The following is a 25,730-nucleotide window of genomic DNA, read 5'->3' as shown; positions in this document are numbered from 1 at the left end:
CTGACCGGACACCGAGGTGCTCCCGCTGCCCGAGATCAAGGTCTAACTGGGCGTTCGATTGCTTCGAAGCCGTTACCGTCCGACGGTCATGAACGTGAAGGCTTGGTTCACGTAGGCGGTCATGGCGGATCGGGTCGCGGGTTCGTCGGGGGCGGTCGGCGCGTGGATCGTGACGGTCACCCAGACCTTCGCGGTGGAGTGGACGGCGGCGATGCGGTCGATGCGGGTGGTGATCTGGCCGCCGAGGTGTTCGTTCGGGCCGGTGACCGGTTGCCCGTGTTGGATCTGTGCCTGGTCTCCCAGGCCGGCGACGGGTTGGGCGGATCCGGGCAGGGTGGCCTGACCGTCCGCAGGTGTCGACGTGTCGATCTGCACCTGGATCAAGGTGCGTTGTTCCTTGCTGAACACCGTCGCGAAACACCGCCGGTGGTCTTGGCCCTCAGGTAGCGATGGGATGTACCTGAACCTGGGGGATGTGCCGGCGAGATCGGTCATCCATTGGTGGTCGAGGCGCTCGCACAGGTCGTCTACCAGCTCGTAGGACGGGGGCGTCGGCTCGGCTCGCACCGGCGTAGCCGGGTCTGCGCAGCCGGCGAGAGAGAGCGAGAGCACGAGCGCGGCGACGTGCCGCCGGGCAACCGGTTGGATCACCGGCGAATCATGGCATGACGAAGCCCGATCGGTGGCCCCGTTCCGTAGGCCGTGGGCAGCGCTGCGTCGCCCGATCCGGTGACTCCCGCGCCAGCGGCGGCTCTGGCAGCAACTACGCAGTCGGACTCGCCCGGTCTGCGTATGTCAGCTGGAGCTGCCGCTCCAACAAACCATTCTTCACCCTCAGTGAGGCCCGCGTGTGTAACGGGTGACGATGTCTGGTTTGTGGTTGCAGCTTGTGACCGACCTTTACATCGATCGTTCGGCATCCTTACAGTTCGCGCATCGACTGGCTTGATCACGGGGGTGGCCGGGTGGTTGGCGTCTGCATGGTTACGGCGCGGCGTTGGTGGATAGCGGCATTGGTGTCGATGTTGGTGACGTCGACGCTGGTCGCCCCCACCCGGGCCGAGGCGGCCGCGCCGAAGCCGGCGGTGGCCTGTGAGGACGAGCAGCCGGACGCCGACTCCGCAGGGCGGATGGTCGAGACGTGTGGTCGGCGGGTGGAGATCCTCGCCGAACGTACCGAGTGGTCGCAGACGTTCGTGAACGTCGACGGTTCGCGCACGTTGGAGCAGAGCATCGAGCCGACACGGGTGCGCAAGGGGAAGTCCTGGGCGCCGGTGGACACCACGCTCAAGGTCTCCGCGGAGGGGGTCACTCCCCGTGCGACGGTGTTGCCGATGGTCTTCTCACCCGGTGGTGACGCGCCGCTGGCACGGCTTCGCGACGGTGAGCGGGAACTGGCGATGACCTGGCCGGGTCGTCTACCGACGCCGGTGTTGGAGGGTGCGACCGCGGTCTACCGCGGCGTCCTGCCGGATGTGGACCTGCGGGTCACCGCGCAACCGATGGGCTTCTCCGAGGTGTTGGTGGTGCGGACTCGTCAGGCGGCGGCGAGCCCTCAACTGGCGTCACTCAAGTTCGGGTTGGAGACCAAGGGCGTCACGGTCGGTACTACCGGCTGGGGTGGACTCGCGGCACGCGACGGTGAGGGCGCTACCGTTTTCGCCGCGCCGGCACCGATGATGTGGGACTCCTCAGATGCGCCGGAGGTCGATTCGCCGGCCGGAGCGGCGCAAAAGCGTACGAGCGAGATGAGCCCGCAGCGCAAACCGAGTACCTCAGAGCAGCAACGGAATCTGGATGAGGAAGCCTCGGCGCAGGCAGAGTCGCTCCGGCCGGGCGCGGGTGAGTTCGTGCGACGGGCGGTGATGCCGGTACGGGTCGATGGTCCGGCGATGACGCTGGTCCCCGACAAGGCGATGCTGTCCGATCCCCGAACGAAGCTGCCGATCTACATCGACCCGTCCTGGACGGGTGGGGTCGCCAGTAACGCGTGGACATCGGTGTGGAGCAAACACAAGTCGAGTTCGTTCTGGAAGAACTCGTCCGCGCTGAACAACGGCTCGACGTACGGGGCTGCCGGTGCAGGCCGGACGGAGGACTGCTCCGGCTGTGCCGATCACATCATCCGGTCCTTGTTTCGGATGAACATCGCGCGAGTGAAGGGCACGGAAGTCAGCAAGGCCGAGTTTCGAATCGAACAGAAGCACGCGTGGACGTGTAGTCCCGTGAGTAACGCGAAGTTGTGGAAGACCGGGGCGATCTCGTCGAGTACGACCTGGAACAACCAACCGACCTGGGACAGCAGTCGCACGGCGCAGGTGCGTGGCGACCGCAAGCACGGGGCAGCGCACGGCTGCCGCGGCTCCGGCGCGATCGAGTTCAACGTCACCACGATGGTCAAGGAAGCGGCCAAGAGCGGCAAGTCGGACCTGACGGTAGGTCTGCGTGCAGTCGACGAGGGCACCAAGAACCACTGGAAGCGGTTCAACCACTCCTCCCCGAAGCTCGCCATCACGTTCAACACGGAGGCCAACGCGCCGGCGGAACGGAAATCCGACGGCAAGGCATGCGTGACCGGTGCGTCGCGGCCGTACGTGCTCACGACCACGCCGGAGTTGTCCGTCAAGCACTCGGACCCGGACGAGGACCAGCAGTCACTGACGACCTACTTCCACTGGTGGCCGGTCGGTGGTTCGCGCAACGACACCGACCGGGTGTCCTTCGCCGCCGGTAACCCGTCGATCGCCTCAAGGGCCATCCCCTCCGGCAGGTTGACCGACGGGCGTAGCTACGTGTGGCAGGCCCGCACCTGGGACGGTTCGCATCACGGCAAGTGGTCCGGCACCTGCGAGTTCACCGTCGACGCGACACCACCCCCGCCGCCGGCCTCGGTGACCTCGACCACCTACACCTCGGACGGAGTTCCGCGAGGCGGCGTCGGCGTGCCCGGCACGTTCACCGTAACCGCGCCGTCGACCCGCCCACACGAGGTGAAGGAGTACGCCTACAGCCTGGACTCCGGTGTGTTGACCGCGGCGAAGACGGTGCCGGCGCGGACCACGGACTACGGCGCGTCGATCAGCGTGCCGCCTCGGCACGACGGTGTGAACATCCTCTACGTGTGGTCGAAGGACCACGCCGGGCGCTTCTCCACCCCGGTGACGTACACCTTCACGGTCCGGGCCGGTTCCGGCCCGGCCGGAGAGTGGACGTTCGAAGACACGGGAACCACGGCCGCTGACGACTCGGGCCACGGTAACGCGTTGACCGCCGGTGCGTCGGCGACGCGCATCGCCGGCCGCGCCGGGGTGGGTACGGCGCTGTCGCTACCGGGCACGACCGCGGCGAGCCGGACCGGCACGATCAACAGTCCTCATCCCGATACCGGCACCTCCACGCCGGTGAGAACCGACGCGAGCTTCACCATCGCGGCCTGGGTCAAGGTCAGCTCGGTGTCCGGATCTGGCGTGCAGACGGTGGTGAGTGCGAACGGCTCCCGCATGCCGGCCTATCACCTCGGCTACGCGGGCAGCACCCAACGGTGGCGGTTCACCATGGCGACGGCGGACACCGACAACGCCACCTCTGCCAGCGTGCATTCGAACGCCGCGCCAACGGCAGGGAAGTGGACCCACCTGGCCGCCACGTACGACGGTGCGACCAAGAGGCTGACCCTGTACATCAATGGGACAGCGCAGACCGAAACCGTCACGTTGACCGGCGGATTCAACGCGACCAGCGACTTCTCCGTCGGCCGACGTAAGTGGAACGGAAGTTTCGACAGCTTCTTCACCGGCGTCGTAGACGATGTGCGGTTCTACAGCTTCGTCGAGACCTCGGCCAACATCGCGAAGCTCGCTGTGCCGCTGCCGCCGATTGTCACCTTTCCCAACGGCAGCGCAGCCACCGCCGGCGGGCAGCTCACGGTCAAGTTCGACGCCGGCGGAGACACCAACGTCACCAAATTCCGATACAGCATCGACGGCACCGGCCTGAGCAACACGGTCAACGCCACCACCGCCGGTGGCACGGCCACCGCCACTCTCCACATCGGCGGCACCGTCGGTCCGCGCCCCGTCTACGCGGTCGCGGTGGACGACGGAAACCGGAACAGCGACATGAGCCACGGCGAGTTCACCGTGGCACCGGCGGCCAGCCTGTCCGGCACGGTGTGGAACGAGTACTTCCTGCCGCTGGCCGGAGCGGTGATCCAGTTACAACCGGGCGGTCACCAGGCCACCTCCGCCGCAGACGGCAGCTACTCCATGACCGGCTTCGTACCGGGCACCTACACCGTCACCGCCACCTTCGGCGGTCGGTGCGGCCTCTCCTTCAGCACACCCTTGGAGATCGACGGCCAGGGCACGACATTCGACATCTTCCTGGCAGCCTTCCGTGACGACCTCGGCCACACCTGCTCCGAACAGAGCACCGCGTTCACGACGGCTTCCACCACCTTGGCGCTGACCGGCGACGACGCCGTCACCACGGTGTCACTGCCGTTCGCGTTCCCCTTCTATGGCGGCGCATACCGCAGCGCCTGGGTGGACACCAACGGCCTGCTCTCATTCACCGACCCCGGCGGCTCGCACCCCTACACCGGCCAGCAGCCGACCCCGGTTTCCCCGGCCGCAGCGGTGGCCCCGTACTGGGACGACCTTGTCGTCGACGCCTCGGCCAGCGTGCGTACCGCGACTACCGGCTCTGGCGCCGGGCAGCGGTTTGTCGTGGAGTGGCGCAACGTGCACCGCAAGGGCAACACCGGGCAGCGGGTGTCCTTCGCGACGGTCCTCGCTCCCGACGGCACGGTGACGACCAACTACGACCAGCTCGACAACGCCGCCGAGCGAGGTGGCCATGCGATCGTCGGTATCGAGGCGGAGGACGGTCAGGACCGGCTGCGCTACTCGTCCGCCGAGCCAGTGCTGGCGAACGGCCAGGCGATCACCTTCGTTCGCCCCGACTCCGAGGGTGAGCTGGAGTTGCACGACCTGTCCGGCACGCTCACCAACGCCGCCGGTGCCGCGGTGGCCGGCGCGACGGTCACCCTCGACCCGAGCGGGGTGAGCACCACGACCGGCGCGGGCGGCACGTACAGCTTCACCGGCTTGGTCGCGGACAGCTACACGGTCAGCGTGCAGGTGGCGGGTCGCTGCGGCATGGTGGCCCGCAGCCAGGTCGAGCTGTTCGCCGACGTGGTGCGTGACCTCAGGCTCGGGCCGGATTACGGCGGTATGGGATACGCCTGCAGCACTGGGACCTCCGCGTTCGTCTCGGCCTCGACCACTCTGGCGTTGACCGGTGACGACGCGGCGACCATGGTCTCGCTGCCGTTCCCGGTGCGTTTCCACGGGGAGTCGTATACCTCCGGGCGGGTGCACACGAACGGTCTGGTGAGTTTCGGTTCGGCGTCGGGGGAGCCGGACACCTGGGTCAACCCCACGATGCCGACGGTCGCGGCACCCAACGCGGTGGTCGCGCCGTTCTGGGACGACTTCGAGGTGGACGCCGCAGCGAGTGTTCGTACGCAGACGCAGGGGACGGCACCGAACCGGTCGTTCGTGGTGGAGTGGCGCAACGTCGGTTTCCGGCCGACCAACGCGCAGCGGGTCACCTTCGAGGTGATCTTCCACGAGGACGGGCGGATCGCGTTCCACTACGGAGCCATGTCCACCCCCGTCCAGCAGGGCGCGGCCGCGACCATCGGTCTGGAGAACGCGTCCGGAACGGTGGCGGCGCTGTACTCCTACCACGAGGCGGCGCTGACGCCCAACAGCTCGATCACCTACACCCCGGCACCGCAAGGAAGTGTCGAGGGGGTACTGACCACGGCGGTGACCGGGGAACCAGTGGCCGGGGCGACGGTGACGTTGAACCCCGGCAACCGCAGCACCACCACCGCTGCCGACGGCAGCTACCAGCTCACCGCAGTCCCGGTCGGCGAATACAAGCTCACCGCGTCCACCAGCGACAACCGGTGCGCCGGCCAGTACGCCCGCGAGATCATCAACCACCCAGGCGGCGTATCCGACGTGGACCTGTCGGTCATGGTCGACGGCGACGAGTTCGGCTACAAGTGCACCACCGGCCCGCAGACCTTCGTCCCAGGCGACACCGTAGAAGCATGGCAGGGCGACGAGACGGTGTGGCAGAAGAACCCGCCGTTCCCGGTCAAACTCTATGGCGAGTCGTACACCACGGCGTGGATCAGCGCCAACGGGCTGATCAGCTTCAAGGATCCGGCCTACTTCGGGTGGATCGGCTCCTGGCCGGGCACCATCCCGTCGCCGGCCGCCGAAGGCTCACCGAACGCCGCGGTCTACGTCCTGTGGGACGACTGGGTGGTCGACTCCCAGGCCAGGATCGCCACCAGGATCAGCGGCACCGCCCCGAACCGGCAGTGGGTCGTGGAGTGGCGCAACGTGCACATCTACGGCGACACCAACACCCGCGCCAGCTTCGAGGCCATCTTCAAGGAGAACGGCGAGATCACCCTCGCCTACGCCGACATCGACCCGACCAAGCCGATCGAGCGTGGCGGTGAGGGCACCGTGGGCATCGAGAACGGCGACGGGTCCATCGGCTTCCAGTACCTCTTCCGCGAGCCCTGGCTCGCCACCGGCCAAGGCGTCACGTTCACCCCGAACCCACCCGGGCAGGGCAGCGTCGCCGGCACCGTCACCTGCCAAGGCACCCCGGTAGCTGGAGCGACGATCGCAGTGGCGGACAAGACGACCACCACCGCCGCCAACGGCACCTACCAGATCACCGCCGTGCCCGCCGGCACCTGGGCCGTCATCGCCACGGTTCCCAACGGAACATGCCGAGGCTCCGACGTGCGTCAGATAGTGGTCGGCACCAACACCCAGATCAGCGCCGACTATGCCCTGGCCGCCACCCCCGCCGGAGGCGGATACCGGCTGACGGAGCAACCCGTCACCTACACCCCCGCCAACGGCACAGTCCTCCCACTCACCGGAGACGACGCCTACACCTCCGTCACCCTGCCCTTCCCCGTGACGCTGTACGGGCAGGCCTACACCACCGGTTACGTGGACACCAACGGGCTGGTCAGCTTCACCGACCCCGGCGAACCGGCACCTGATGCCTGGCCCATCCCGTCACCGCCCAGCCCGCAGGAACCCGACGCCGCGCTCTACCCCTTCTGGCACGACTGGGTCGTCGACGCCACCGCCAGCATCCGCACCGCCGTGCGCGGCAGCGCACCCAACCGGCAGTTCGTCATCGAGTGGCGCAACGTGCACTCCCACGAGGACCCCCGTACCCGCGTCACCTTCCAAGCCATCCTCGACGAATCCGGCGGATACAGCTTCGCCTACACCGACAACGACGGCACCTTCCTCGAACGCGGCGGCAGCGCCACCATCGGCATCGAGAACGCCGACGGCACCGCCGCGATCCAGTACACCCATCGGCAACCCGTCCTCCGGCCCGGACTGGGCCTGCGGTTCACCGCTCCCACCCCCTGAGCCGCAGACACACCGGCTCACACCATCTGCCCTGTCGTCCCTCGGACACTTCCGGAGGTCACCCGGTGACGCCGAACCGCCCCACCGTCGCGCCCACCCACTCCCGAGCCTTCCGGCGGGTCATCGCCGCCGCGGCCGCCGTCGTGATGGCTGCCGGCCTGCTGCAGGTACCGGAGCAGGCCGCAGGCGCCGCCGCCTTCACCAAGCCACCCATCACACCGGTACCCGCCGTGCCCGTCACGGAGGTCGCACCGGTGGACACCGCTGCGGCGCGGCTGAATCGGGCCGGTGAGAAACCCGCACCGGTCTGGCCATCCGCCGGCACCGCCCGCATCGCGGTGGCCGCCGAAGGCGGAGCAGTCCTCGGCAAACCCGGCGGCCTTCCCGTCCGGGCGGCAACCGCGAACGGCTCCACCATGCGACGACTCGGCGCGCCACCCCGACACATCGACCTCGAGGTCCTGGACCGAGCGACCACGGCCAGGAGCAGAGTCACGGGTGTCCTGCTACGGGCCGCCGCCAGCGACGCGAGCACCGGAAAGTTGAACCTCAGCATCGACTACGGGTCGTTCGCCACCGCCTACGGCGCCGACTGGGCCTCCCGGCTCCGAATCGCCGCCGTGCCCGAATGCGCACTGGTCACCCCGGAAAGGAAACAGTGCGCGACGACCCCGCTGCCGTCCACGAACAACCTGAGGACACGCACGGTCGCCGCTGACGTGCCCGTCGGCGCGGAGACGTCACTGTTCGCCGTGTCGGCGGGAGCATCCGGCCCCGCCGGCGACTACAGCGCCACCCCGCTACAGGGCTCGTCGACCTGGTCTGCGGGCGGCAACAGTGGAGACTTCACCTGGTCCTACCCCATGAGGGTGCCCCCGGCACCAGGGGACCTCACTCCGCAGCTCGCACTGGGCTACTCCGCCCAATCGGTCGACGGCCGGCACGCCGCGAGCAACAACCAGCCGTCCTGGATGGGCGAGGGCTTCGAAGCCTGGCCCGGCGGATACATCGAACGACGCTACCGCGCCTGCGCCAAGGACATGGACGGCGGCGCCAACAACACCACCAAGACCGGCGACCTGTGCTGGGCGACCGACAACGCCGTGCTGTCACTGGGCGGGCACTCCGGCGAACTCATCTACAACGCCAGCGAGCAGCGGTGGCACCTGCGATCCGACGACGGCACCCACATCCGACGCGAGACCGGCGCCACCAACGGCGACAACAACGGCGAACACTGGGTAGTCACCACCACCAACGGCATCGAATACTGGTTCGGCCGGAACCGCCTCCCCGGCTGGACGTCCGACAAACCGGTGACCAACTCGACGTGGACTGCCCCCGTCTTCGGCAACCACCCGAACGAACCCTGCCACGCCACCACCTTCGCCGCCTCACACTGCGGCGGCGATAACCAGGCATGGCGCTGGAACCTCGACTACGTCGTCGACCTGAACGGCAACTCGATCTCCTACTGGTACAGCAAGGAAACCAACCGCTACGGCCGCAACCTGACCGCCAGCGACGCCGCCCGCTACGACCGAGGCGGCTGGCTCAACAAGATCGAGTACGGCACCCGCAACACCAACAACGTCGACTCGATCTTCGCCACACCAGCTCCGATGCGAGTCGAATTCACCGTCGCCGACCGATGCAAGAGCAACTGCACCACCCACAACGCAACCACCTGGCCCGACACCCCATGGGACAGCGAATGCACCGCAGCACCCTGCACCGACAACCACTCGATCACCTTCTGGTCGACCAAGCGACTGGCCAGCATCACCACCCAGGTCCGCAACGGCAGCGGCTACGACAACGTCGAGCGGTGGACCTTCACCCACAGCTTCCCGGACCCCGGCGACGGCACCCGAGCCGGCCTCTGGCTGGAGAAGATCTCCCACGCGGGGCTCGTCGGCACCACCAGCACCGTGCCGGACATCGAGTTCACCGAAGTGCAGAAGGCCAACCGGGTCGACGCGACCGGTGACCACTCGCCGGCGATGAACTGGCTGCGGATCGCCCGCATCCGCACCGAGACCGGCGGCACCATCAGCGTCACCTACTCCGAACCCGACTGCGCCGCCGGCCAGCCCAAACCCACTCCGGCGACCAACAAACGCCGCTGCTACCCGGTCATCTGGGAACCCGAAGGCGAAGGCTCGCCGGTCACCGACTGGTTCCACAAGTACGTCGTCACCACGATCTACGAAGCGGACAACACCGGTGGCGCCCCGCCTCAAGGCAGCCCTCGCGTCATCTACTCCTACAAGTACTTCGACGCCGCCTGGCACTACAACGACGACGACGGCATCATCGACAAGAAGAGCAAGACCTGGTCCGACTGGCGCGGCTACGGCCGAGTCGAAGTCACTGTCGGAGACCCTGGCGAGCAGTCCACCACCGAGACCCGCTACTTCCAGGGCATGCACGGGGACAGAGCGTCCACCACTCCTACCGACCGTCGCACCGTCACGATCGACGGCATCACCGACCACGACTACTACGCCGGCATGGTCCGGGAACAGAAGAACCTCAACGGCCCCGGCGGCCAGGTCGTGTCCAGGGTGACCAACGAACCCTGGGCCTCCGGTGCCACCGCCACCCGCACCATCAACGGCGACACCGTCACCGCTCGATTTACCAGGATCGCCACCGTCCGCTCCCACACCACCCTCGATGCCGGGCGCGGTGAGCGCGCCACCCGCACGACCACCAGCTACGACGCCTACGGCATGGCCACCGCCGTCGACGACCACGGCCACGACGGCGTCGACGGCGACGAACAATGCACCAAGATCAGCTATGCGCCCCGCAACGACACCGACTGGCTCATGGACCGCCCCCACCGAACGCAGACCTACGCCGTCAAATGCGCCGACACCGGGGGCACTCTCACCGAGAGTCAGGTCATCGGGGAGACCCGCACCTCCTACGACGGCAACGCCTTCGGTACCGCCCCCACCCGTGGGCTGGCCACCCGGACGGAGGAGATGGCTACCTGGAACGGCGGCACCCCCACGTTCACCACCACCGGCCAGGCCGGCTACGACGCCCACGGCCGCATCACCTCGTCGCGGGACGCGATGAACTACGAGACCCGGACCGACTACACCCCCGTCACCGGCGGACCGGTCACCTCCGTCAAGATCACCAACGCGATGCAACACGCGACCACCACGACGGTCTCACCGGCTTGGGGCTCGGTCACCAGCAGTGTCGACGCCAACGACAAGCGCACCGATCTGGCCTTCGACGGCCTGGGCCGGATCACCAAGGTATGGCTCCCCGACCGCATCAAGAACACCGACCCGGCCAGCGTGGCCATGGACTACCGCATCCAGAACACCGCCGTCAGCTACGTCGCCACCTCCCGGCTCAACGCCACCGGCGGCTACGTGACCTCCTACGCCCTCTACGACGGTCTGCTGCGCCCCCGTCAAACTCAAGCACCGTCCCCGTCCGGAGGGCGACTGCTGACCGAGGCGTTCTACGACTCGGCCGGCCGAGAAAAGAAGGTCTTCGGCGCTTACCACACGACCGGAAGCGCCGGCGGATCACTGGTCACGGCCACCGAACGGGCCCTCGTGCCCACGCAGACGCGGACCGACTACGACGGCGCGGGCAGGGTCATCGCCTCCGTGTTCCAGCCATATGACGTGGAGCGTTGGCGGACCAGGACCTACTACGCCGGCGACCGCACCGACGTCACTCCACCCACCGACACCACCGCGGCCAGCGGCGGGACCGCGACCTCCACCGTCACCGACGCCCGCGACCGCGTCACGCAGCTACGGCAGTACCACGGCGCCACGCCCACCCCCAACACCCCTGGCAGCTGGGACACCACCACTTACGCCTACAACCGCAAGGGTCAGGCCGAGAGCATCACGGACCCGGCCGGCAACAGGTGGAGATACACCTACGACCTGCGCGGACGCCAGACAACGACGGAGGACCCCGACCGAGGCACCACCACCCTCACCTACGACAACGCAGGCCGGGTGACCACCACCACCGACGCCCGGCAGAAGAAGATCGCCTATGTGTACGACGGACTCAACCGCAAACGCTTCGCCTTCGACAACCAGGCCGGCGGCACCGTGCGCGCCCAGTGGGTCTACGACACCCTCGCCAAGGGCCACCTGACCGAGTCCATTCGGGTCCTCCCCGGCGGGGCCAACTACCACCTGAAGGTCACCGGCTACACCGACACGTACCAGCCGACCGGCACGCAGTACGTCATCCCCGCCTCCGAGACTGGCCTCGCGGGCACCTACAACTACACCAACACCTGGAATCCGGACGGCTCGCTCGCCTCTGTCGGCCTGCCCTCCACCCGGTCCGACCTCGGGGCCGAGACGCTCCTGTACAGCTACACCGACCTGGGCCTGCCCACGACACTGCAGACGCAGACCGACAGCACCACCACCAGCTATGTCGACGAGACCATCTACAACGCCCTCGGCCAACTCGACGAGTACGACCTGCACACCGGTAGTGGCGGTCACGTCTGGCAGCGCTTCACCCGCGAACTCGAGACCGGGCGACTCACCGGCCTGCAAACCGTCCGCGACAGCGTCGCCCCCCACACCCTCGCCGACACCCGCTACACCTACGACCCCGCCGGCAACATCACCAAGATCGCCGACAGGGCACCCGACCCGGTGGACGACACCCAGTGCTTCACCTACGACCACCTGCGTCGACTCACCCACGCCTGGACTCCGGCGTCAGGCGACTGCAACGCCACTCGCAATGCTGCCAACCTCGGCGGACCTGCACCCTACTGGCACTCGTGGACCTTCGACGCCGTCGGTAACCGGAAGAAGCACAACGTCCACACCATCACCGGCGTCAGCACCACCGACTACCAGTACCCGGCCGCCGGCTCGCCCCGGCCCCACGCGCTGACCTCCACCACCGGGGCGATGACCGGCACCTACACCTACAACGCGACCGGTGACACCCTCACCCGACCCGCCGCATCCGGGACCCAAACCCTGACCTGGGACGAGGAAGGGCTTCTCGAGACCGCCACCGATACCACAGGCCAAACCCGGTACATCTACGACGCCGACGGCAACCGCATCATCCGCCGTGATCCCACTGGCGCCACCCTTTACCTCCCCGGCCAGGAGATCCGCTACACCAACGCCACCAGCGCCAACACCTGTACCCGCTACTACACGCACGCAGGCCGAACCATCGCCTCCCGCACGGCCAGCGGTCTCACCTGGCTCGCCGAGGACCACCAGGGCACCCAGAGCCACGCCATCGACGCCGTAACCCAGGTCTCCACCACGCGCCGCCAAACTCCCTACGGCGAACCACGTGGCACCCAACCGACCTGGCCGAACCTCAAAGGCTTCGTCAACGGCGACTCCGAACCCACCGGACTGACCCGACTCGGCGCACGCCACTACGATCCCGCCGTTGGCCGGTTCATATCCGTCGACCCTATCCAGGACATGGCCCAGCCACAGCAATGGCACGGCTACTCCTACGCCAACAACAACCCCATCACCTTCAGCGACCCCAGCGGCCTCTACGCCATCGGCGACAACGAAGGCCATGTCCGCGATATGAGCCCCAAACGGGGCGTCCACAAGGTCGTCGACTACACCCCGAAGACCAGAAACACAACCGCCCCGCGCCCGCCCATCGTCGTGGTGAATACCCCGAACTACAAGGTGACCATCGAAGACGACGGAAAGGTGTACGTCAACACCTACCCGGTGCCGCCTGGCATAAGTGGCACAAAGGTTGCCAAGTTGCTCGGCGAATGGTGTGGCGCCAGCGGATCACAGTGTGACCAGAACTTCTACTGCGGGACTGTCCTGGTTTGCGACGACTTATCGTCTGACCAAGAGGCAGTAAATGCCCTATACAGCATCTGCAGCAGCGGAGAATGTGGTCACTCAGTCCGGATCGCGATCACCAATGACAACATTCTCATCAACATGCTGGCCGAAGGACTATTCGATAGCGGCGGTGGAGCAGCGCCGGGCGCACGAGGCAGCATGGCTGGGGCGGGCGGCCGGGCCGGATACAAGGCGAAACTATCCGGCTGCCAGGGCTCCAACAGCTTCATAGGTGGCACCCACGTCCTGATGGCGGACGGCTCCACGAAGCCGATCGAGGACGTGAGGGTGGGCGATCTCGTGCTCGCTGCTGATCCTGAAAGCGGGGAGACAGGAAAACGACTGGTAACGCACGTCATCAACAGCCAAGGACCGAAGGAACTTGTCGAGATCTCTGTCGCCGTCGGCCCGCAAGCAGAAAATACTGACGAAATCGTCGCTACCGGTAACCATCCGTTCTGGGTCGAGAAGCTCCGGAGGTGGGTCGACGCCAAAGACCTACGCCCAAGCGACCTACTAAAGACTTCTGATGGCACCTTTGTCCAGATCGCCGGCCTACGCATTTGGAACCAGCACGATTCTGTCCACAACCTAACCGTCGAGGGCGTCCACACGTACTACGTGCTTGCAGGCGACAGGCCGGTCCTGGTGCACAACGCCCAAACTGGCTGCAAGGTGGGTTCTGATGGATGGCCGGTGCCGACCATGGATAATTGCCATGCATGCGCCAAGAAGATCAAGGAACAGATCGGTGGAGATATTCACCGCATCGAAGATGCCTACGGCGCTCCTTCGCTTGGCCCTTCGAAGCATGACCCTAATGGCAGGTGGACCCACCACTACGCGGTGGTCAAAGACGGTAGGGTATATGATGGCTTTACGGGCCGAGGCGGAATGTCTATTGATTCCTATCGAGCGCAGTGGCGGTATGGCGAGTTTTTGAAGTTCACGCGGACGGGGTGATTGAACCATGAACATGCGGGATCTGTGCTTTCACCTCAGGGTGCGGCGCCGAATGTATCTGCAAGACGACCGTTTCGCTACGGCTGTCGCCTTTGTGGAGGGCTACAACGCTGCCTTCGACCACGTACCTCTAGCAGGATTCCGCGAGTACGTGTCGGCGCGGCTTATAAGTCGCGAGTCAAGTCTTCACTGGTCCTATATAATCGCGTCGACAAAGGTGCCTGAAGTGCTCAGTGGAAGTATCGGTCTCGGCCAACTGCCTGCCGAATTTGAGGTTGAGCTCACTGACCTGCTAATTGATCTGATGGAAAGCTATCGGGTGAGCGCCACTTAAGCCTGAACCGCACGTGAGAGGTGGAGTCCTGACTGGACGTTTGCTTCATCTTCGGGCCGGTAAGAGCTGATTCGCGCCTCGACTTCGGTAGCGCGAGATGTCCGACCCGATCCATAAAGAGGCCATATCGACGGACACGGACCTGACCGAGTTCAGCGGATTTCACCCCAGGATCGTGTCTGGTTCACTTTCGACCCCGCATCGACGGACATGACGTCCGCCGCACCGGGGCCCTGACACCGTACGCCTGCTACATGACCGAACGGCGCCCCTACCCGTCCGACCTGTCCGACGCCCGCTGGGCCCTGATCGCACCCCGCCTGACCGCGTGGCGACAGGCCCGCACCGACGCCGGCGTCAGCGGACGCACCGCCACCCACGACCTGCGCGACATCTTCAACGCCATCCTCTACGTCAACCGCACCGGCATCGCCTGGCGCTACCTACCCCACGACTTCCCACCCCACGCCACCGTCTACGGCTACTTCGCCGCCTGGAGCAAAGAAGGCATCTTCACCGAACTCAACTACCACCTCACCGGCCTCGTCCGCGACCACCACGGCCGCCCCACCGCACCCACCGCCTTTATCATGGACAGCCAGAGCGTGAAGACCTCCACCAACGTGCCACTGTCCACACAGGGCACCGACGCCGGGAAGTAGATCGTCGGCCGCAAACGCGGCATCATCACCGACACCCTCGGCCTGCTCCTCGCCGTCATCGTCACCGCCGCCAGCGCCAGCGACAACACCATCGGCATGAACCTGCTCGACCAGGCCACCACCACCTACCCCACCCTGACCAAGACCTGGGTCGACGCCGGCTTCAAGAACCGCGTCGTCGAACACGGCGCCCACCTCGGCGTCGACGTCGAGACCGTCACCAAAGACCCACAGATCAAAGGCTTCAGCGTGGTCAAACGCAGATGGGTCGTCGAACGCACCATCGGCTGGCTCATGCACCATCGCCGACTCGTCCGCGACTACGAAACCCGACCCGACAACTCCGCCAGCATGATCACCCTCGCCATGATCGACAACCTCGCCAAACGCCTCACCACCGAAACCACCCCAACCTGGTGAGAACCCTAAAACCACAACACACACAAATACGTGGATCAAACGTCCTCTTAGGACTCTGATCTCAGCTGTGAGAGAGGTGGTGCTACTGGGACGAACTTCGGCTATCGGTGGCTGTTCGGTGGCTGCTCGGACGTCGGGGAACTGACGCGGAGGAACCGCTACCCGTGCGGACCCGACCCGAGGCTAGGGACCTGCCCTTTAATCGACAAGCATGAATTGACTGGGTCGCCACCACCTATACCTGCAAGAACTCAACCGGACGGGGCGGACTCTCGGGCTCGTGGCCGGACGAGTTTCGGTTGGGTGCTGGTCGTGAAGGTATGTGCTCGTGGCTTTGCACTACGGATCAGAAGGTTAGGGGTTCGAGTCCCTTCGGGCGCACAAGATCGACAAGGCTCTGACCTGCCATTACGGCGGTCAGGGCCTTGTCTGTTTCTGTCCATGAGGGACGGTTGGCTGCTCGGTGGCTGCTCGTACGACGAGCATCCCCTGCGTGTCGGACTGTCCGGGGGCGTCCGGTCGGGTCCGCGCGAGCTTGACGATGCCGAACTTTCACCTTCCTCAATCAATCCACGAAAATTTCATCGAATGCGTGGAGGATGGGGTGGGGTGAGGGCGTGGTTTCGCATTGTGGTGCGAGGTGGTGGGCCGGGGGCCGTCACCAACGACGATGATCTCGTCGAGCCCTGGTGACATCCGGATCTGCCGAGTTGGTCACCGTCCGGGCTGCGGAGCCGCGGCCGGAAAGGAATTCGGTGGCGCTGGGGAGTTTGCGACGGTACGAACAGGGCGAGCAGGGGCGGCGTCGTTCTGTCCCCGCCGCCGTGGGGACGGCGGGATGGCACGGCGGGACCTGCTCTTTCGGCTTGCTGTAGAGGGGCGATGTGGTGACGCGGCGGGCGGCGTCGGGCGGGCGGCCGATTGTTCTGGTCACGGGTGCGGCTGGGGGCGTTGCTCGTTTGCTGCTGTCGGGTCTGGGGGCTGCGTACACCCTTCGCCTGACTGACCGGAGGCCTTTTCCGGGGGCGGTCGTGGGGGACCTGTGTGACGCCGGCTTTGCCCGTCGGGTCTGCGCGGGGGTCGACGCGGTCGTCCATCTCGCGGCCGATGCGGATCCCGATCAGCCGTGGCAGCAGTTGTGTGATCCGAATGCCACGGCGGTGGTGAACGTCCTGGACGCCGCCGTTGCGGCGGGCGTACCGCGCGTGGTGCTTGCCAGCTCGTTGCACGCCATGGGTGGTCACGTCGATGCCGGCCAGACCGAGATCGGCGAGGACATGCCGCCGTATCCCTGCTGCACCTACGGTGCGTTGAAGGTGCTCGCCGAGAACGTCGGCCGGCTGTACGCCGACGTGCATCGCCTGCGCGTCGTGTGCCTGCGCCTCGGTGGTGTGCTGGACCAGCCGCCGGCACGCAGTTGGCTACCGGGCTGGCTCAGCGGACCGGACCTGGTTCGCCTCGTCACCGCAGCCCTGACCGCCGAGGTGCGGTATGGCATCTACCACGGTGTCTCCGCAAACTCCTTCCCGACCTGGCGCAACGACCGCGCCCGAACAGAGCTGGGCTACGAGCCGCTCGACGACGCCGCCACCTATGCCGGCCAGGTACCGGACGACCTCACCGAAACATCCTCACATCCTGCTCGGATACGCCAAAGGATCCTCCACATGACCTGAACAGCCCTGAAGCCCATCCAGGCATGATTCAAGGGTGCACTCTCATGCCGATGAGCGTGCATCTGATCTTGGATGCGTCGGGGCGTTAATGATGGTGAATCCAGCCGATCGGTTTGCTACGGCGGCTTTGCCGACAGTGATGGCCGCCTGTGAGGAGGGCGAGCGTGGACCGCTTGTGACCTTGTAGAACGCCGCTTGGCGGAGTAAACCGTCGCCAGCCGGCGACGGTTGGCAGTGTCGGTAGAACCGGCTGTAGCAGGCGCGCTGCGCCTCCGAAGCCGAGGAGACACTATGAACGTCAAGATCAAGCCAGCCGGCCGCACGAGGCGGCCTGTGCGGCGGGTCGGCTCGATGCTCGTCGCCGCAGCCCTTGGCACGGCTATCGGCGCCGTAGGCCTCGCCGCCCCGGCCCTCGCGGTCGACCCCACGCAGTGCACCAAGGGCTACAACAACGCGAACACGGCGTGGGGTACCTGCACCGGCAGCGGCGACTGGCGCGTCGTGACCTGGTGCTGGGCCACGGGCTCGACCAACTCGGGTTGGTGGAGCTGGCCGAGCGGGACGCACACCCAGTACTCATCCTGCCCGGGCTGGAGTCACGTCACCAACATCATCATCGAGGCTCGCTGATCGGTGCGTGGTGGCCGCGCGGTTCCAGTGCGGCCACCATGCGATCGTCACAGACCGAAGCGTCCGGCGAGGTCTCGCGCGACGATCAGGGCGAGCCGACTCACGACGCGGATGTCGGAGTCAAGGACCTCGTCGGCACGAGCGTGGTACGCGTCGAGGTACGCGTCCACTGACAACGAGGCCTTTGCGAGCGTCGCGCCGGCAAGCTCGACGGCGTTGGCGTCGTCGGCCAGCGCAATGGCGATCCGATGTGCTTCACCAGTCGTCAATCCTGGAGCGCCCGCCTGCAGCGTGGTGACCGCACGATCTCGTTGGAGCAGGACTGGCGGTAGCTCGATGTGCTCGTCCCCGGCGTCGTCAACAGCGAAGCGGCTCTTGGCTTCGATGGTGGAACAGCGGTCGAAGGCGGCCCAGATCTGTGCCTGCCGCTCGGGAGGCATCTCACAGATCTGCTCGTCGAGCTTACGGATCAGATGCCGGTCGGAGCGGTGGACGAAGCCATCGAGCATGCGGCGTAGGACTGGGTCCATCGCTCCGCCCGGATCACGGGAGATCCACAGCCGCAGGTTGTCGCGGAGCCGTTCCACTTGGACCGCCAGTTCGTGATACCAGGCACTGGCGCTGGCGGTTTGATACCACCCCTTCGCGGATAGGTCGACGTGGCTGGCAATCCGGCGGGCCAGGCGGCTGACCGCAAAGACGTTGAACGCGAGCACACCCTCGCGGAAGACTGGATCAGTGAACTCCTCGCCGATCAGCGCCGGGTTCAGCCCTTCGTACGGGCTGCTGGTCCGTCTGGCCCGACGCAGTCGTGGACGCCCTGTGGGGTCCATGGCAGTAGGGCTGAGCTGGCTACCCTGCAGGAGCTCCTCCACGGCGACGATCGCTTCGTGATGGGCGAACGTCAGGGACGGATCCAGCGGTAGGTCGCCCCGCAGGGCGTGGCCACCGCGGGCCGGTCCCGTGCCTGCGTCGAAGACGTGACCACGTTTGGTCCCCGGGTGCGGATCGTCCAGGGCCGCTGAGTAGAAGACGTAGTGGCCGGTGAATCGCACGCCCGGGTGCAGTGCGGCCAGCATTTCCTGGATGCTGCCCTTGTAGCCGGTGTCCACGATGACGACCGGCCCGGGAGCCGACTCCACCTGCAAGTCGCTGGCTTGCAGGTACCCCTGCAGGCGCTGCCACGCCCTGCTGCTGGGTGTGCCTGGTCGGCGCTTGCGGAATGTCTCGATCTCCGCGAACGATTGACCCTGCCGCTCCAGGTCGGCCAGCGCATCGTCCACGATTGCCCGGGTAAGGTACAGGCTGCGACAATGGGCGGCGCTGAAGTGCGGGTCGATCGCGCTGACGACATAGCCGAGACTGAACGAGTCTCGCCCGGCGAATATGATTCGGGTTCGCGGATCCCGATTTACGGTGTCCTGCAGGTAGGGCAGGATGTCGATGGCGGCCTTGACCATCAGCGGAGCGAGCAGGTCGCGGCCCACATCGAACGTCGCCGAGATGGCCCCAAGCTTGGCGCGGGTGTCGATGCCGAACGCACCAAAGAACACACCGAGGAACAGCGGTTGCACCTCGAACCGCGAGATGTCAACGGTCAGCAGCGGATCGAACAGCGAATCGGGGTCCGTCATGGCTGCCTCAGCAGGACGACGCGAGCCAGTAGCACGGCACCCACGAGGGCAAGCACCAGGTGAACGATCACCCAGAGATGATGTAGCCGCAGCCGGTACACCCGCGGATAACGGGCCGCATGCTCGGTGCGGGAACTGATCCATGTGGTTTCGATACGCAGGTGTGGACGCAGCTGGTCGAGCTGCTGGCGGAGCCGGCGTGCCTCGTTCATATGCATCTGATGCCGCTCGTAGTACTTGTGGCTACTCATCGCTCCGACGAACGCGAGCGTCACAACGACAAGGGCGAGCGACACCTGCACCGGTACGGGTCCCACGCCGACGCTGGCGAAACCCGTGACGGCACAGATCAGTGCGATCGTGATGCTGAGGATCGCGCGATGGTTCTCACTCTGGCGCGCCTGATCCCGTTGCTCCTGCCAAAGCCGCAGCAGAATAGCCACGTCGTCGGCGGACTCCTGTGGTGGCGTGGGCGGCTGCGGTCCGGCCGGCGCGGCAACAGGGCTTGCCCGATGCTCGCGGATCGTCTCTCGCGCGCGTTCCCACCTCGGCAACCACTCCAGTGGATCGGCACCGCATGCCTCGACGAACGCCTTGACGGTGTCCCAGCTGGGCAGATGGTCACCGCCTGCAGCCTCGGCCAACGCTGTGCGCGACCGGCCCGTCCGCCGCGCCATCAGCAGGTACTTCGGTGACCCCGCCTTCTCCCGCAAGTCTCTCAGTTCCTGCGCGAACTCGGCAATCGGACCGTCATCTGCGCGAAGCGGCCTCTCAGGCCGGGGCATAAATCGATGCGAGGTAGTCCGTCACGCCCGTAGTATAGTCGCGGATATCGATCTTCAAAGGCTGTTCAGTCACGCCGTGGCCGACAGAGCCTGGCGGACATGGCACGCGTGATCACGTGCCCGCTCATGCCGCAATCCGATCGTTACGCTAGGTGACCGGCGGCTGGGTAGATCGAACGCTCGGCCGTGCCGAGTTGAGTGCACGTGATGCCGGTCGCGAATCTCGCGTTGGCCTGTCGTCCGTGACTGCCGGTTATCCCGTCGGTTCGACTCGTGTCTCGGCCTTAACGATGATCGAGACCGGTCAGGCCGAATGTGTCCTTCGGATGGTGGATTCTGCGCAGCGGGCTCAGGTGGCGCTTGCCGCGATGGCCGCGTACCTGCGGTCCGGGCGGTCCGGGAACTGCTGCCGCAGGCGCTGAAGTTCGGTGAAGCCGGCCTTCGTCAGGCGTGCGGAGAACTCGTCCACCGGCCAGCGGTACGCAGTGAGGACCTTGTGGTCGAACTCGGCCACCTCGTCGTCGCTGTCGAAGAACCCAATCACCAACCTCCCGGACGGGGTCAGCATTCGGCGGAACTCGGTGAGCACGTGGTCCAGTTCCTGGGGCGGCAGATGAATTGTCGAATACCAGGAGAGGATGCCGGCCACCGAGTGGTCGGGGACGTCCAGTTCGGTCATCGAGCCGAGCCGGAACTCCGGCCCGGGAAAGTTCGCTCGGGCGTGGTCGATGAACTCACGGACCAGGTCGATGCCGGTCACGTCGGCGCCGAGCGAATGCAGGTAGGCGGTCCAGTGACCGGGGCCGCAACCGAGATCGAGCACCCTGCCGTCCAGACCGGCGAGGTGGCCCCGGATGAGCGCCGCGTCGTCGGGGACCTGCCAGCCACCACCGAACAGCGCGATGTACTGCCCTGACATCGACGAATAGGCATCGCGTACCGGTTGGTTGCGCACGGCGACACTTTAGACCTGGCGCACCATGCTCCAGCACGGTTGAGTACGGCAGCCTGCGCGGAGGACGAGCCCGCAGAACCTCGATCGACACCCCAGCTACATCCTCGCCGCCTACATAACCTCCGACGCATAGCCCCCACCGCAGCCTGACCCAACACCGTGAAGGTTCGTGGCCACGGCACGAGGACGCCTGGCGGACGGGCGTGTCGGCCAGGTCGGCGAGGGGGGCGTCGAGGGCCTGGCGGGGACAGACCACCGTGCCGGTCGCCGGTACGGGTAGCCGGCCCGCCTCGATCTTGCGCAGCGTCTCGGGGAAGATGCCGGCCGCCAGGGCCACCTCGACGAGGCTGCGGCCGGGCAGGGCGGTTCCGAGGTGCTGGCCTGCGGCGATCTGTGTGGGGGTGAGGGGTTGGCGAACCATGCCAGCACGGTGTCCCTGCGGAGCGCCCCAACCTCGGGTGGTATAAGAATGCCGGTATAGAAATACCGCATGGGGGGGAGGGAGGCAGTTGTGATCGAGCTGAAGTCCACCGAAGAGATCGGCCGGATGGCGGTCACCGGCCAGTTCGTCGGCGAACTGCTCGGCTATCGCAGCAGGCCGCGCCGGTAGCCCTCGCCGACGGCGGCGGCCCGGTCTCGGACGCCGAGCTTGTCGTAGACGTGCTGCAGGTGGGTCTTGATGCTTGCTTCGCTGACGAACAGGAGTCTGGCCGCCTCCCGGTTGGAGGCGCCGTCGGCGACCAGTTGGAGTACCTCCAGTTCTCGGTTGCTCAGCGCCAACCCGGTCGGTTTGCGGACCCGGCCCATGAGTTGACTCGCGGCCGACGGCGCGAGGACGGATTCGCCGCGGTGGGCGGCGCGGACGGCGCGGATCAGGTCCTCGGGTGGTGTGTCCTTGAGCAGGTAACCGGTGGCGCCGGCCTCGACCGCCGGCAGCACGTCGGTCTCGCTGTCGAAGGTGGTGAGCACCAGCACGTGTATGGACGGTGCGGTCTGGGCGAGAGCGGCGATGGCCTGCACGCCGTTCATCTCGGGCATCCGCAGATCCATCAGCACCACGTCGACGTCCAGCCGCACCGCTTCGGCCACCGCCTCCCGACCGTTGGCGGCCTCGCCGGCGACCTCGACGTCGGGCAGGTCCGCGAAGGCTCCCCGGAGCCCGTTACGAACGATCGGATGGTCGTCGACGATCAAGATGCGGATCATGGTGCCGCCATCGGGATCGCCGGCACCCGTACGCTGATCGCCGAGCCCTCGCCAGGGGCGCTCTCGATCTCCACCACACCTCCCACGCTCCGGACCCGCTGCATCATGCTCCTGAGGCCGAACCCCTGAGCCGAGCCACCGTTCATGCCCCGCCCGTCGTCACGGACGTCGAGTAGGACCACGTCGGTCAGGTAGGAGAGGGTCAGTCCCACCCGGGATGCGCGGGCGTGTCGGACCACGTTGTGCAGCGCTTCCTGCGCGACCCGGAACAGGGTGACATCGATGGCCGGGCTCAGCGCGACCTGTTCGCCGGTGATCTCGAACCGTACCGTGATGCCGGTGTCGTCTTCCCATCGCCGGGCCAGGTCGCCGAGGGCGTCTGGCAGGTGGGCCGCCTCCAGTTGGCGCGGCCGTAACGCCTGAACCGACCGGCGGGCCTCGTCCAGGCCGTCCCGGGCCAGGGCCAACGCCCGGTCGACGTGCTCACGCGCCTGTGGCGGCGAGTGCCAGACACGCTGGGCTGCCTGCATCTGGGTGATGATGCCGGTCAGGCCCTGCGCCAGCGAGTCGTGGATCTCGCCGGCCATCCGATGCCGCTCGTCCAGCACGCCGGCTTCGCGGGCCTGGGCCAGCAACTGGGCGTGCAGCCCGGCGTTCTCCTCCAGCGCCGCCTCCAGCCGGGCGACCATCTGCTGGCGTCGTTCGTGCTGCTCGGCGCTTTTCTCGGCCAGCACGATGCCGGCGCTGATCGCCGCGGTCTGCACCACGATCACTCCCAGATAGGTGCCGAGTGACTGCACCGTCGCGGCTGGCGCGTCGGACGCCATGGTGTTGATGGCGACCGAGGTGCCGAACACACCGGCCACCCCCAACGGCCACGGCCGTAGCTGGTACGCGTGCAGGAACCCGGTGATGGCGAAGAGCAGGAAGACCGCGTCGCGCGCCATCAGTGCGACGCAGAGCGCGAGCAGTCCGGCGAAGTAGACCAGCATCGGCCGGGTCTGCTTGCGGCGTTCGCGCGGCACTCGGGTGTGTCCCAGATACACCCACCCGGCCGCCGTCCCCACCAGTCCTAGGGTGATCGCGCGGTCGTGCCAGGTCTGGCTGGGCTGGGCCATGGCGATCGCTGTCGAGCAGGGGAGTAGCAGCCAGGGCACCAGGACGAGCAGCTTCTCGTACCAGCGGTCCCACTCGGGACCGGCGTCACCGCTCATCGAAGCTCGCACCTTCGGCTCATTCCCAGCGGAACAGCTTCGCTGCCGCAGCACCGGCCACGACCGCGAACAGCGCCATTATCCCGAGTTGCAGGAGCAGCGGCGACGCCGCCGTGCCGGCCCCCGCCACCGCATCACCCGACCAGCCGAGCAGGAGCGACTGCGCGCCGGGTGGGGTGTAGTCGCCCAGCCGCCTCAGGAAATCCGGCAGCAGGAAGCGGGGCAGGAAGACCCCTCCAGCGAACATCGTCACCATGTAGACGACGGTCGCCAGACCGGTGGCGGCCCGGGAGGTGGGCGCGACCGCAGCGATCAGCATGCCGATCGCCAGTACCGCGCCGAAACCGAGCAGGAACGCGACCGCGAACCGGAACGGGTGCCGAGGCAGAGGCACGTCGAGCACCAGCCGGGCCGAGACGACCAGCAGGGTCGCCGCCGTGACCGCAGCGGCGAGGGCGACGATGAGCTGCGCCGCCAGCACCGTGCCGGGGTGGACCGGCGTGGTGGACATCCGCCGCAGGATGCCCCGCTCCCGATAGGTGGCCACCACCGCCGGGATGTGCTGCAGCCCGACGATGCCGAGCCCGAGCACGAGTGCGCTCGGTGCCCAGAGTTCTACGAAACGCACCCCGCCGAACTCCTCCGACGGCGCCCGCATTGCGGGGACGAGGCCGAGCCCGAGCAGGATCGCGGTCGGGAACAGCACCCCGAAGACGACCGCCATCGGCTCCCGCAGGAACAGCTTCGCCTCGGCAACAGTGAGTTTGTACAGGGCAGACATTATGACAACTTCTTTCGAGTGAGGGTGACGAAGGCGTCGTCCAGGCTGGCCTGCTCGACCCGGAGTTCCTGGGCGATGACGCGCTGCTGGACCAGGACCGAGGTGACAGCCTGTAGCAGGTTTCCGGTGCCGGTCACCACCACCTGCTGCCCGTGGCGCTGCACGCCGGTCACCTCCGGCAGATCGGTCAGCAGCCGCTCCACCAGCGGGGTCGACGGCCGGAACCGCACCCGCTGCTCGGCGGCAGCGCGCGCGACCAGGCCGGCAGGCGTGTCGAGGGCGACCACGCGCCCGGAGTCGATCAGCGCGAGACGGTCACAGAGCCGCTCCGCCTCATCCATGAAGTGCGTGACGAGAACGATCGTCACGCCGGAGTCGCGTACCTCGTCGACCAGATCCCAGGTGTCGCGCCGGGCTTGTGGGTCGAGCCCGGTGGTGAGCTCGTCCAGCACCGCGACGGCGGGACTACCCACCAGGGCCAGCGCGATCGACAGCCGCTGCTGCTGCCCACCGGAGAGCCTCCGGTACTGGGTATGGCGTTTCTCGGCGAGTCCCAGCATCTCCAGCAGCCGCGCCCCATCCGCCGGCGCGCGGTAGAACGATCGGTACAGATTCATAGCCTCGGCCACCGTCTGCTTGTCCGGCAGTTGGTGCCCCTGCAACTGGACCCCGACTCGTTCCCGCAACTCAGCCCGGTCCCGCCGTGGATCGAGGCCGAGCACCGTGATCTCGCCACGATCGGGGGTACGCAGACCGCTGACACACTCGACCGTGGTCGTCTTGCCGGCGCCGTTCGGACCGAGAATCCCGAAGATCTCGCCCGCCTCGACCACGAACGACACATCTTCGACAGCGACCGTGTTCCCGTACCGCTTGTGGAGGTTCGTCACCTCGATGATCCCCATAGCGGCAGCCTCACCGTCGGCGCTGGATGCCGGATCACCCAGCCGGCACCGGGGTCGGTCGACCCTCGGATCAACCAATCGGTTGACGCCGAGCGGGCGCGCGTCGGGACCGGGCGACTTCTGTGAGCATCCGGGCAGGTCGTAGGGTCACCATTCGCCTACCCGAGTCCAGGGCGCGTGGCAGGTCGGCGAGCAGTTTCCGGGAGACCCG

At 66.8% G+C, this 25,730-nt stretch carries 12 protein-coding genes and 2 pseudogenes; 5 read left to right on the top strand and 9 right to left on the bottom strand.

Going from position 1 to position 25,730, the window contains the following annotated elements:
- Positions 1–72: 72 nt before the first annotated feature.
- Positions 73–567, bottom strand: a complete 495-nt coding sequence (locus tag ACQVFL_RS29315; protein ID WP_431728056.1) for a hypothetical protein — start codon at positions 565–567, stop codon at positions 73–75.
- Positions 568–1,022: 455 nt separating this feature from the next.
- Between ACQVFL_RS29315 and ACQVFL_RS29310 the strand changes: the two genes are divergently transcribed.
- The 5 genes and pseudogenes from ACQVFL_RS29310 to ACQVFL_RS29290 all read left to right on the top strand — a co-directional run bounded on the left by ACQVFL_RS29310 (position 1,023) and on the right by ACQVFL_RS29290 (position 18,039).
- A complete protein-coding gene (locus tag ACQVFL_RS29310) occupies positions 1,023–7,490 on the top strand; it encodes a carboxypeptidase regulatory-like domain-containing protein (RefSeq protein WP_431729908.1) in 6,468 nt (2,155 codons plus the stop codon).
- Positions 7,491–7,555: 65 nt separating this feature from the next.
- Positions 7,556–14,317 (top strand): polymorphic toxin-type HINT domain-containing protein, encoded by a 6,762-nt coding sequence (locus tag ACQVFL_RS29305; RefSeq protein ID WP_431728055.1) that lies wholly within the window; start codon positions 7,556–7,558, stop codon positions 14,315–14,317.
- Positions 14,318–14,905: 588 nt separating this feature from the next.
- Positions 14,906–15,733: pseudogene (locus tag ACQVFL_RS29300) on the top strand (IS5 family transposase).
- Between the two features lie 887 nt (positions 15,734–16,620).
- On the top strand, positions 16,621–17,409 hold the full coding sequence (locus ACQVFL_RS29295; protein WP_431728054.1) for an NAD-dependent epimerase/dehydratase family protein: 789 nt from the start codon (positions 16,621–16,623) through the stop codon (positions 17,407–17,409).
- Positions 17,410–17,700: 291 nt separating this feature from the next.
- On the top strand, positions 17,701–18,039 hold the full coding sequence (locus ACQVFL_RS29290) for a hypothetical protein (protein WP_387264367.1): 339 nt from the start codon (positions 17,701–17,703) through the stop codon (positions 18,037–18,039).
- Between the two features lie 47 nt (positions 18,040–18,086).
- On the opposite strand, the gene ACQVFL_RS29285 is transcribed toward ACQVFL_RS29290, so the two are convergent.
- The 8 genes and pseudogenes from ACQVFL_RS29285 to ACQVFL_RS29250 all read right to left on the bottom strand — a co-directional run bounded on the left by ACQVFL_RS29285 (position 18,087) and on the right by ACQVFL_RS29250 (position 25,519).
- Positions 18,087–19,673, bottom strand: a complete 1,587-nt coding sequence (locus ACQVFL_RS29285) for a hypothetical protein (protein ID WP_431728053.1) — start codon at positions 19,671–19,673, stop codon at positions 18,087–18,089.
- Entirely contained in the window at positions 19,670–20,458 is a 789-nt protein-coding gene (locus tag ACQVFL_RS29280) for a helix-turn-helix domain-containing protein (protein WP_431728052.1), read from the bottom strand. Before ACQVFL_RS29280 ends, ACQVFL_RS29285 begins: the two co-directional genes overlap by 4 nt.
- 349 nt (positions 20,459–20,807) lie before the next feature.
- Positions 20,808–21,413, bottom strand: coding sequence for a class I SAM-dependent methyltransferase (locus ACQVFL_RS29275; protein WP_431728051.1), 606 nt, complete (start codon positions 21,411–21,413; stop codon positions 20,808–20,810).
- A 184-nt stretch (positions 21,414–21,597) separates the two neighbouring features.
- A pseudogene (locus ACQVFL_RS29270) lies at positions 21,598–21,834 on the bottom strand (transcriptional regulator); the annotation flags it as partial.
- Between the two features lie 164 nt (positions 21,835–21,998).
- Positions 21,999–22,619, bottom strand: coding sequence for a response regulator (locus tag ACQVFL_RS29265; RefSeq protein WP_431728050.1), 621 nt, complete (start codon positions 22,617–22,619; stop codon positions 21,999–22,001).
- A complete protein-coding gene (locus ACQVFL_RS29260; protein WP_431728049.1) occupies positions 22,616–23,833 on the bottom strand; it encodes a sensor histidine kinase in 1,218 nt (405 codons plus the stop codon). The genes ACQVFL_RS29265 and ACQVFL_RS29260 overlap by 4 nt, the downstream gene beginning before the upstream one ends.
- Positions 23,834–23,852: 19 nt before the next feature.
- Positions 23,853–24,614: an ABC transporter permease gene (locus ACQVFL_RS29255; RefSeq protein WP_431728048.1), complete on the bottom strand. Its 762-nt coding sequence runs from the start codon at positions 24,612–24,614 to the stop codon at positions 23,853–23,855.
- Positions 24,614–25,519: an ABC transporter ATP-binding protein gene (locus ACQVFL_RS29250; RefSeq protein ID WP_431728047.1), complete on the bottom strand. Its 906-nt coding sequence runs from the start codon at positions 25,517–25,519 to the stop codon at positions 24,614–24,616. Before ACQVFL_RS29250 ends, ACQVFL_RS29255 begins: the two co-directional genes overlap by 1 nt.
- Positions 25,520–25,730 lie beyond the last annotated feature (211 nt).

Source organism: Verrucosispora sp. TAA-831, from assembly GCF_050780145.1.
In the GTDB taxonomy this organism is placed as follows: Bacteria; Actinomycetota; Actinomycetes; order Mycobacteriales; family Micromonosporaceae; genus Micromonospora.
Note: the sequence above shows the minus strand (reverse complement) of the source record. Positions and strands in the feature narration are given on the sequence as shown.